Below are 9,861 nucleotides of genomic sequence, written 5' to 3'. Positions count from 1 at the left end.
TTGGGCATGTTTGTCAGCATCCATTCGCAGAACTCACCTGATTATAGGTCAACTTCTCAAAGCTTAGCTCTGATTGCTCAAAACCGAACTTGAGTATTTATGCTCACTGCAAAATCGGGATGCACCCTAAAGCTGCTCATTTGTCAATATAAATTCAGGTAAATTTTCCAAAACTTTATCCTTCATCCTTCATCTTTCATCCTTGATTATACCCTACAAGGAAAGCCTAGGGCGAACATCCTTCATCTTGACCCAGTTTCAACTGCTGCAAGTGATACACCCTAGCAGTATCAGTGAGGTTATATTGTAAAGGGGTGATGGTAATGTAGTTGTTGCGAATTGCCTGAACATCAGTAGGGATATCTTGAGGTAAGTGAATATGATCGGGTTGTTCCACATCCTCAATAACTTCACCAGCTAACCAGTAATAGATTTTGCCTCGGGGATCAACTCGTTTCTCAAAATTCTCGATATAACGACGAATCCCTTGACGGGTAATGGCAATACCAGCTATTTCTGAGAGCTTAACAGCTGGCACGTTCACATTGAGTAATGTTGTTTTTGGTAAAGGTTGCTCTGACAGCTGATTTAGTAGAGTTTTCGCAAATGAAGCCGCTACTTGAAACTGCTTTGAGGTGTAGGTAGCTAGACTGAAGGCAATGCTGGGAATCCCTCCGATTACCCCTTCCATAGCGGCTGAAACAGTGCCAGAGTAGAGGACATCAGTACCCAGGTTAGAGCCGTGGTTAATCCCAGAAAGCACTAAATCTGGTGCGCTATCCATTAATGCCCACAAAGCCAGCTTTACACAGTCTGAAGGGGTTCCAGAACAAGACCAAGCAGTAACTTTGGGATGAAAGATGTTATCTATAACTTCAGCACGGATGGGCTCATGAAGGGTCAAACCGTGACCAGTTGCTGAGCGCTCTCGGTCAGGACATACTACGGTAACATTGTGCCCCGCTTCAGCGAGGGTGTTGGCAAGGGTACGTACACCAAGGGCGAAGATACCATCATCGTTGCTGATCAGCAATTTCATAGGATATGAGGCTACAGCTAAAGATAAAAGTCGCTGTTCGATTCTAATCTGAAATTGATATATTCTAAGACCATCTACCCCACTCACCTGACCATTTTTTCAGTAAAATGAAACAGTCCTGCATAAATGACAGGGGTTTCCGGTTCTTCTCTTATTAACCTAAAATTACTGATGACAAGCCTCAACGAGATTGAGACCCAACTAGCTACACTCAAAGAAGAAGCAACCATTGCGATCGCTTCTGCTGATACCTTGGAAAACTTGGAACAGTTGCGCATTAATTACCTAGGCAAGAAAGGGCAACTGTCTCAGATATTGCGGGGAATGGGTAAGTTAGCACCAGCAGACCGACCTAAGATTGGTGCGATCGCAAATGTTGTCAAAGAAACCCTCCAGCAGAACCTAGAGCAGAGGCTGCAAGAGCTGAAAGCAGCTGAAATTCAGGCAAAATTGCGTTCAGAAACCCTGGATGTGACTATGCCAGGGGTATATCGTCCCCAAGGTCGAATTCACCCCCTCAATAGCACCATTGATCGGGCATTAGATATTTTTGTTGGTTTAGGCTACACCATTGCTACTGGCCCAGAGATGGAGACAGATTACTATAACTTTGAGTCCCTGAATACTCCCCCTGACCATCCGGCTCGGGATATGCAAGATACCTTCTACTTGCCCGATGGTAATTTGCTGCGTACCCATACCTCTTCGGTACAGATTCGCTACATGGAAAACCATGAGCCACCGATTCGGATTGTGGCACCTGGTCGAGTTTATCGACGGGATACGGTAGATGCTACCCACTCGGCAGTGTTCCATCAGATAGAACTTTTGGCAGTGGATGAAGGGATAACCTTTACCGACCTCAAAGGTACCCTTAAGGAATTTTTGGAGGCAATGTTTGGGGAAGAGTTAGAAGTGCGTTTCCGTGCCAGTTATTTTCCTTTCACTGAACCTTCAGCAGAGGTGGATGTGCAGTGGAAAGGGAAATGGTTAGAAGTGATGGGTTGCGGTATGGTTGACCCCAATGTACTCAAGGCTGTAGGCTATGATCCTGAAATTTATACAGGTTTCGCTGCTGGTTTTGGAGTAGAACGTTTTGCCATGGTGCTGCACCAGATTGATGATATTCGTCGCTTGTATAACAGTGATTTGCGCTTTTTGAAGCAGTTTTAGTTTTGATTAGCGTTACTGGTAAATTCAACGAAACTTTGATTCATCAAAAAAAAATCACAAGGTAAACCACAATCATCCAAAGGATAAGTTAATTATATAGCGTTGCTTATCCTTCTGATATCGCCAGGAAACTGATTCTGGGTCTTTATCCTGACTCCACTGCTTAAAATCAGGTTTGTCTCTTAATTCTTGGAGTGTTGCTGGTGCAACTCCTAATCGTTGAGCTAAGTCTTCTTCAGTGAGTCCTTCGAAAAGTTGGTTAAGTGAATTAAATTCTGGTTAGTTCATTCCCAAAAATTAGAGGATATCTAAAAAAATCAAAAATAATTTCGTACGTAAACTAAAACAGCTAAAAAGCTGTCTTTAGTTACGTGCCTGTTACCTGCTAACCTGGTTTTTAACCAAAACCCCTGGTTCTTTCTGAATCGGTAAAGCTTCTAATACATCGGTTTGAGCGCAATACTTTAAATCTTCATGACCATTCAGCCGCAGCAGGCGTTTTCCGTGACTAGCGTGATAGAACATCTCTAGTAATTTATCTTGCCACTGGGAGTAAAGTGCGATCGCACCAATTACTTCATCATTACCAGCCATGTCATCCACTGAGTCTCCGGTTTCTTCCATAAGTCTTTGAGTAATCGCCCCAGCACAAACGGTGTCTTCTAGGGAGTAGGCTCCTTCCCAACCTGACCCCACTAGCCAAATAGTATCTGGTTTGTGGGTCAGTAAATACTCCACTGCTGCCAGACGATTGACTAAGGCGGCGGCTAGGACTACCGGGGAATTTTGGACACGCTGTAAGGCACGGGTACCGTTGGTGGTACTGATGAATAGTCGCCTTCCCTCTACTCGCTCAGGTGTGCAAATCAAGGGTGAATTACCCATATCACAGCCCTCTACCATTTTACCACCCCTTTCCCCAGCTCTTAGCCGTTTGTCAGTGGGCCATTGTTCGCTGATTTCCATTAACTGGTCAATATCACTGAACACTTGCACCGCTTCAGCACCAGCATTTAAAGCTGTAGCCATGGTCGTCGTGGCTCGCAGGACATCAATTGCGATCGCACAGTCTGGTAAGGTGTCTTTCGGAGTTTCTTCCGGGGTGTGGTAGATAGATAGCTTCACGGCTTGGATATAGTTGGTTTCTGGACTGCTGAAATTTTCCTTGACATAACTAGCCTGATTAATCTTGCCGATTAAACCAGCCAGCCTAATGGCAGCCCAATTTATCGGGCACGACAGCCACAAATAATAGTATATTAGTTAGCCGGTTCAATCAAGGTACCTGAAGAGATACTAAGGGGTGTTTGAGATTAGGTGGCATTGGCTCATTCAGTGCTCGGTAAATCCCCGACAAATGTTCCCGGAACAGCTGGTCAAAGACGGCATCTTGGTTGGACGAATGACCCTCACCAAACCACCAAAACCAGTCAGAACCTTCTGCTGCATACAAAGCTTCCCAAACTTCTGGATTATTTTCTTCCGTGGCTTCTGGATGCTTGGCTAAGGTTTGTCGTGCTGCACTTAGTAAGTCCCAAGCTTGATTCTTGACTGGGTCACCAATCCAAGTGGTGAAGCTACCATCTATCCAGGAACCACTATGTAGTTGACTGATCGGAATAGTTTCTGTAGGGGAAAATGGTTCGATAAACTCAGAAACCGTTACGAGTTTGATATGAGGATGATCACTCAGACTTTGATAGAGGCATTGGAGGAAGGGTAAACCATCTTCGGAATAGTTTTCCCAGCAATTCTCCCCATCTAAAGCAATCGTGACTAGCCAAGGCTGTTCTAAACCGCTGCAAGCCTCAGATTGCTGGGGTTTCGAGGTGTCAGGGTTACACTCTGCGATCGCAAGGGAAGCGCGAATCCCGTCTAAATGTCCCAGGAAATCAGCCGTTGCCTTAGTCGGTGACATTGACCCATAGGTAAAGCCAATCAAATCTGATAAGTGGTGGTCTCGAAACACAATTGCTAGGTCTTTGTGATCTGTTTCTAGACGATAAGGGCGGTAAAGTAACTCTGGTTCGGTAACATTCCCTCTCTCATCCCGATGGAAAAAGTGGTTGATACTGCAACCCAATACTATTTCATCAGAGCAAATCCAATTAAACCCAGCTTCGGCAATGTAAGGTAAAATTTCAGGACTGACTGACTGTTCGGAAGGCCATAGCCCACGTGGAGCTCGTCCAAATTTTTCTGTATACATCTGCCAAGCCTTCTGGAGGTGTCGGGGAATATCCTCCTCCCACTGAAATCGCTGTTGGGGTAGACTCATCTCAGGAACAGCTACATGACCATAATTCGTATCTACTAACAACGGTAGAATAGGGTGAGTATAGGGACTTGTAGTTATTTCCAGTTGACCAGCATCTTGCATTTTCCGGTGCTGGGGGATGATGCGGCTGAGGATTTCTCGTTGCTTGGAGTAAATGCGCTGTCGGTCTGACAAAGTGAAGTTTCGCCCCTGCTCCAACCATCTAGCAATATCGGGATCATCCCAAAACAACGGATCAATCCACGCTAGGTTATGCCATGCTAGTAGGTCGCTGTAATCCTCTAGTGTCCAATTGTTTAGGCACCACTCTTTACCCTTATCCTGGCGGCTCTCATACAGTTCTCGATAACGGGGATGGGGGTCAATCAGGGTGTAGTGATTGCCATCAAAGAAATGTTCGATGATAAATTGCTTCTGGTGTTGATTCAGTTGTTCAGTGGAGGTTAGCGCTAGGGTCAGATAAGGATCGAAAGCAGTACCAGCAATGTAATCTTCCAGTTGCAAAATTAGAGTTGGTACTAGATTAACCGTTTGATGCAACTTAGGGTAGCTCTCTAGGAGCAGCACCAAATCTAGGTAATCTTTCGTGCCATGTAGGCGCACCCAAGGTAGATGATATTGGCCTGATGCCACCGAGGCACCGTTGTAGGATTTATAAATCGGTTGGTGCTGATGCCAGATAAAGGCAACGTATAGAGGATGAGACATGGTGCGATCGCTATCCTAAACCTTAACCATGATATCGATCATCGGTCATCAGTTTTTAGTCATTGGTCATTTCCCACAGAAAGCTACCATTAACATAGTTATCATAAAATTACAATGTAGCTGAGGTTGATTATGTCAGAAACAATGGCACTCACTCCAGAAAATGTTGAAACAGTCCTGGATGAGATGCGTCCTTACCTGATCGCTGACGGTGGTAATGTGGAGCTAGTTGAGTTAGATGGTCCGACTGTTAAATTAAGACTTCAGGGAGCCTGCGGGTCTTGCCCTAGCTCTACCATGACCCTCAGAATGGGGATTGAGCGCCGCTTAAAGGAATTTATCCCTGAAATCCTTGAAGTGGAGCAAGTAATATAAGCTGAATACTCAGTTACTGAGTGGGGAGTGCTGAGTGTTCAGCCGATTATTATAGTTGCTCTGATCTCGATTGCAAACAGTAGGGGCACGATCTGATCGTGTTCCTACAAAATATCTGTCTTTCAAACCATTGATAATGGCTATAGCATTTACATTTTATAACATAATCCCTGAGGGAAAAGCTTCCATGCAAAAGCAAAGAGATGAGATATATTATATTATATAGGTATTTTGGGTAAATTAAAATAACTGTAATTATTTTTGAAAATTCATTGTAAAACCCTATAGCAATAATTAAAAATTAATTAAGCCAGATGATTGGTTGAAAGCCTTTTACCAGTACTAAGCAATTCTGTGAAGGTTGGAGCCGATAATGGAGGACTGAAGCAATAACCCTGAATTTCATCACACTTATGACCACACAGGAACGCTAGTTGGCTAGCTGTCTCCACCCCTTCTGCCACCACCTTCAAGTTGAGACTGTGAGCCATTTGCAAAATCGCAGTAGTAATGGCTTCGTTTTTTACATCCTCTGTAAGTTGGCAAACGAAAGAACGGTCAATTTTTAACACATCAAAGGGAAATAGTCTCAGGTAGCTCAGAGAAGAGTAACCGGTTCCAAAATCATCAATCGAGATCTGAATACCAAAGGACTTTAACTCTTTTAAGGTAGCGATCGCATGGTCTGGATTCTCCATCAGGGTACTTTCGGTTAATTCCAATTGCAAATATCTCGCTTCCAGTTCGGTTTCTTCCAGAATTGCTACGATGGAGTCACTGAGATTGGGTTGATTAAACTGATGTCCCGATAAATTTACAGCGATTTGTACTGGGGACAACCCTTGAGTTTGCCAGAGTTTTGCTTCGGTACAGGCTTTTCGGAGTACCCACTCTCCTACAGGCACAATCAAACCAGTTTTCTCGGCTAGGGGAATGAATTTAGCTGGAGAGATTGCTCCCAATTCTGGATGATGCCAACGGATTAAGGCTTCTGCTCCCTCGATTTCTCCAGTTCTAAGATTTACTTTGGGCTGATAGTAAAGTTGAAGTTCATCCTGTTGCAATGCTTGGCGCAATTGTAATTCTAGCAATAGGGCTTGTTGGGATTTGTCACCAATCGAGGCAATATAAAATTCGTAAGCCTTCTGTCCTTTGTGTCCAGCATTTTCTCTGGCTCCGTTGGCATGGGTGATCAGGGTATTTAGATCAAGACCATCCCTACCAAAGCAGGCAATGCCGATTCTAGGGGTCAGGACAATCTCATATTCTTCTATAGTAAAGGGTAAGGATAAAGCATCGATCAGTGTTTCCGCCATTTGCCCTATCTCTGTCTGGTTAATTGTAGTAGCTAGCAAGATCACAAATTGATCTATCCCTAACTGAGCCACTGTATCCAAAGGTCCAACCCTACCAAGAAGTCGTTTGGCCACTGCCTGAAGTAACAAATCACCACTAACAGGGCCTAGGATATTGTTGATCTGATTAAGTTGGTCAAAACTTAAAGACAGCACTGGCAGACGACGATAACGTCCCTGTCGTTGTATCAGTAGTTGATTAAATCGCTCTTCTAGCAAGAGTCGGTTCGGTAAGTTAGTAAGCTGGTCATAACGGAGTAGATAGTCCAGTTGAGCTTGAACTTTTTTCAGTTCAAGATGATGGCACTTGGTTTGATAAAGTCGTTTTTGTAGTCGAGTCGCGATCGCATCTAGCAATTCCTCGCGCTTAACAGGCTTGATCAGATAATCATCAGCCCCTAACCTCATCCCCATACGCCAATCTGACCAGTCAGCTTTGGAGCTGAGGAAAATAAAGGGAATCGCAGCAGTTACGGGATGTTGCTGCAGAGTCTTTAAAACACCATAACCATCTAGCTGAGGGATTATTATATCACAAATAATTAAATCAGGCTGCTCCTCTTGAGCAAGCTTGACCCCACTGTTACCGTTGTCACTACTAATCGTCTCGAACCCTTCTGCTCTGAGCAGGGTGAGTAGGTTCTTCCGAATTATTGGCTCGTCTTCGATTACTAGAATCTTATTCATAGTTCTTTGGACTTAAATCAAGTGTAGTGGACATAGAAGGTGATCTTGAACAAGGTTTTGCTAAGGAACAGCGTAAAGATATAACCACCTATTTCAATACTGCAAGGGATCGGCCACAGTTGGAGCAAAGTAGGGAAAGCAGGTTTCGTTGGTGTAGCTGCGCGATCTACGGGTGTCCGCTACTAACTCAGTAGTATTGGGAGGTATGTTACCCAGGGTACAGCGGCGAAAAATTATGGCTCAGATAAGTTAGACTGTAGGGGAATCGAAGCTTTTAAAACCTTAAGCATATACCTTGCTACCATAATGGATCGTTTGACTTTTTGACGAGTACTGCGTTTATAACTCGTTTCCAGATTTAGTAGATTGAGACTAAGCGCGCTTGAGATTAGCCATATTTTGTGGTGCATGTCCTGTACGAATCCGCGTCGCATCCTCCCCAAAGGTGAAATCTAATACGAGCGTGCAGTTGGTTTTCAATGGACCAGTGTTGTCGGATTGCTAAGCCCGACGTGTTGAGGGGTGGTAAAGAAGTAAGGTAAAACATCACCTCACGGGTAGTCTTGTTCCTATGATGGCGGGTGCGAATAACCATTACAATGGTCTGTAATCTAGACCACTGCGACTGTTTGTACAAATCGAAGTCTATTTCAGCAAGAGTTACTGCCCAAACCTGACGCTTTTCAGTACGATGATGTCCTGATTCTACCCGCAGATCATAGCTATACTCGATACCCTCAAACTTATTAGCAACAGCAGTTTCAAACCATTGCTTAACCTGCTCGAACAAAGTAGGATGATTTCCTTTGAGCGCCAAAACATAATCAGCACCAAGAGCACGAATACCATCGGCTATTTGATGCTGAGTCCCCATGGCATCAATGGTAATGATGCATCCAGAGATGTTGAGTAATTCTAGTAGGGCGCTTGATGGCTGTAATTTCATTGCTTTTATCATCTACTTTCACAAGACCTACGAAACAACCGATGCTCACTCGCTATGGCACTAACCACATGTAAAGCCGATTTTCCCTGGTTGCGATCATAGGAACCCTTGATTTGTTTGCCATCAATAGGAATCACCTCGGCTCCATTATCTATCACAAAAATTATTAACCAGCTCTCGAAACTATTCTCAAAGGCTCTCGGGGATATCTGCTCAAACACTGGCCGATATGTATCTGCAATGGGAATCCCATTTGGTAATGCTAAAAAGGTCGATAACCAATGCTGGTGGCTAATCCCATAAGTTTCGATATCATCCGTTGCCCCTTGCCCCGACCATGGTGGCGCTCCAGTGCAATCATCACTATACTTACAAATGGATGGAGCACTCCTTGTTTCCGGAGCGGATCTGATAGATGTTCAAAATGCTCGAGCATTTGCTGCTGAACCTGTTGAACATCAAGGGCTGGTTGTAGTGGTAAGGATGGACTACTGGTGTAAGTTGAGTTAGTGGGTTTATCGAAGCCAATCACCATGGGACACCTTTATTGTGACATCGGTTTCACTAGCATATTATGAATTCATTTTTCTTGCGCTTACCCTGGTATGTTACCTAGACTTGGTATCAGTAATGAGGTAAGCAGATACTTCAGTTATTTGCAAATATTAACTGTATTGGGATATTAATTTACTAGAAAATTTTCTTTATTCAAATAAAAAAAACATGCTTAATTTTGATTAATAATGGGGAATATAGCGGTAAAATTGTATAATATTTAACATTTTTCATTGTGTTCACAAAAACTTCACATTGTTTTTTTTAAATATCAATAATTAATAATTATCCGTAGCATGGCGTTGATTTCACCCTTTTAAAAAAGTGAACATTCTCACTACCTTGTGTCAATAAACACGAAAGCGATAATGTGTTAAAGCACTTGTAGGTATTTTAATTAAATTCGATTATGATTAATCAGCAGTCAAGATTTATGAGCTATCCATGCGGTATTTTTACTAAAACCTATTTTTGGGATAATTTGACTGTAATTCAGCGTAATTTTGCTGAATTTGGTAGATAACTAAGATGACAGTCATTGAAATGGCACATTTAAATTGATAGCTTTGGGTGTAGAGGCTGATTAATAGGCTTTAACAGTCAGCAGGGATCCACCCTGGGTGCATCCCGATTTTGCAGTGAGCATAAATACTCAAGTTCGGTTTTGAGCAATCAGAGCTAAGCTTTGAGAAGTTGACCTATAATCAGGTGAGTTCTGCGAATGGATGCTGACAAACATGCCCAA

At 43.4% G+C, this 9,861-nt stretch carries 9 protein-coding genes; 2 read left to right on the top strand and 7 right to left on the bottom strand.

Features of this window, described 5'->3' with window-relative positions:
* Window positions 1-226 precede the first annotated feature (226 nt).
* Window positions 227-1,039 carry a 5'/3'-nucleotidase SurE gene (surE, locus tag F6K51_RS33730; protein ID WP_293029382.1) on the bottom strand — a complete coding sequence of 271 codons (813 nt, stop codon included), beginning with the start codon at window positions 1,037-1,039 and terminating at the stop codon, window positions 227-229.
* Window positions 1,040-1,210: 171 nt separating this feature from the next.
* On the opposite strand from surE, the gene pheS reads away from it, so the two are divergent.
* Complete coding sequence (pheS, locus tag F6K51_RS33725) at window positions 1,211-2,212, top strand: phenylalanine--tRNA ligase subunit alpha (RefSeq protein WP_364302415.1); 1,002 nt, start codon at window positions 1,211-1,213, stop codon at window positions 2,210-2,212.
* A gap of 378 nt (window positions 2,213-2,590) precedes the next feature.
* On the opposite strand, the gene F6K51_RS33720 is transcribed toward pheS, so the two are convergent.
* A complete protein-coding gene (locus tag F6K51_RS33720; protein ID WP_293029387.1) occupies window positions 2,591-3,337 on the bottom strand; it encodes a 2-phosphosulfolactate phosphatase family protein in 747 nt (248 codons plus the stop codon).
* A gap of 151 nt (window positions 3,338-3,488) precedes the next feature.
* A complete protein-coding gene (locus F6K51_RS33715) occupies window positions 3,489-5,198 on the bottom strand; it encodes a glycoside hydrolase (protein WP_364302412.1) in 1,710 nt (569 codons plus the stop codon).
* 144 nt (window positions 5,199-5,342) lie between these two features.
* Between F6K51_RS33715 and F6K51_RS33710 the strand changes: the two genes are divergently transcribed.
* Window positions 5,343-5,573 carry a NifU family protein gene (locus F6K51_RS33710; protein WP_075903514.1) on the top strand — a complete coding sequence of 77 codons (231 nt, stop codon included), beginning with the start codon at window positions 5,343-5,345 and terminating at the stop codon, window positions 5,571-5,573.
* A gap of 305 nt (window positions 5,574-5,878) precedes the next feature.
* On the opposite strand, the gene F6K51_RS33705 is transcribed toward F6K51_RS33710, so the two are convergent.
* The 4 genes from F6K51_RS33705 to F6K51_RS33695 all read right to left on the bottom strand — a co-directional run bounded on the left by F6K51_RS33705 (window position 5,879) and on the right by F6K51_RS33695 (window position 9,096).
* Window positions 5,879-7,615: an EAL domain-containing response regulator gene (locus tag F6K51_RS33705; RefSeq protein WP_293029379.1), complete on the bottom strand. Its 1,737-nt coding sequence runs from the start codon at window positions 7,613-7,615 to the stop codon at window positions 5,879-5,881.
* Window positions 7,616-8,003: 388 nt separating this feature from the next.
* On the bottom strand, window positions 8,004-8,561 hold the full coding sequence (locus F6K51_RS38765; protein ID WP_364302408.1) for an ISAs1 family transposase: 558 nt from the start codon (window positions 8,559-8,561) through the stop codon (window positions 8,004-8,006).
* An 8-nt stretch (window positions 8,562-8,569) separates the two neighbouring features.
* Window positions 8,570-8,857, bottom strand: coding sequence for an ISAs1 family transposase (locus tag F6K51_RS38760; RefSeq protein ID WP_365940504.1), 288 nt, complete (start codon window positions 8,855-8,857; stop codon window positions 8,570-8,572).
* Entirely contained in the window at window positions 8,824-9,096 is a 273-nt protein-coding gene (locus F6K51_RS33695; RefSeq protein ID WP_293029376.1) for a hypothetical protein, read from the bottom strand. Before F6K51_RS33695 ends, F6K51_RS38760 begins: the two co-directional genes overlap by 34 nt.
* Window positions 9,097-9,861: the final 765 nt, after the last annotated feature.

This window comes from Moorena sp. SIO3I8, assembly GCF_010692325.1.
GTDB lineage: Bacteria > Cyanobacteriota > Cyanobacteriia > Cyanobacteriales > Coleofasciculaceae > Moorena.
Note: the sequence above shows the minus strand (reverse complement) of the source record. Positions and strands in the feature narration are given on the sequence as shown.

Excerpts from the sequence above, each read along its gene's own strand:
- surE (WP_293029382.1), bottom strand. The coding sequence starts at position 1,039 with ATGAAATTGCTGATCAGCAACGATGATGGTATCTTCGCCCTTGGTGTA.
- pheS (WP_364302415.1), top strand. The coding sequence starts at position 1,211 with ATGACAAGCCTCAACGAGATTGAGACCCAACTAGCTACACTCAAAGAA.
- F6K51_RS33715 (WP_364302412.1), bottom strand. The coding sequence starts at position 5,198 with ATGTCTCATCCTCTATACGTTGCCTTTATCTGGCATCAGCACCAACCG.
- F6K51_RS33710 (WP_075903514.1), top strand. The coding sequence starts at position 5,343 with ATGGCACTCACTCCAGAAAATGTTGAAACAGTCCTGGATGAGATGCGT.
- F6K51_RS33705 (WP_293029379.1), bottom strand. The coding sequence starts at position 7,615 with ATGAATAAGATTCTAGTAATCGAAGACGAGCCAATAATTCGGAAGAAC.
- F6K51_RS38765 (WP_364302408.1), bottom strand. The coding sequence starts at position 8,561 with ATGAAATTACAGCCATCAAGCGCCCTACTAGAATTACTCAACATCTCT.
- F6K51_RS33695 (WP_293029376.1), bottom strand. The coding sequence starts at position 9,096 with ATGGTGATTGGCTTCGATAAACCCACTAACTCAACTTACACCAGTAGT.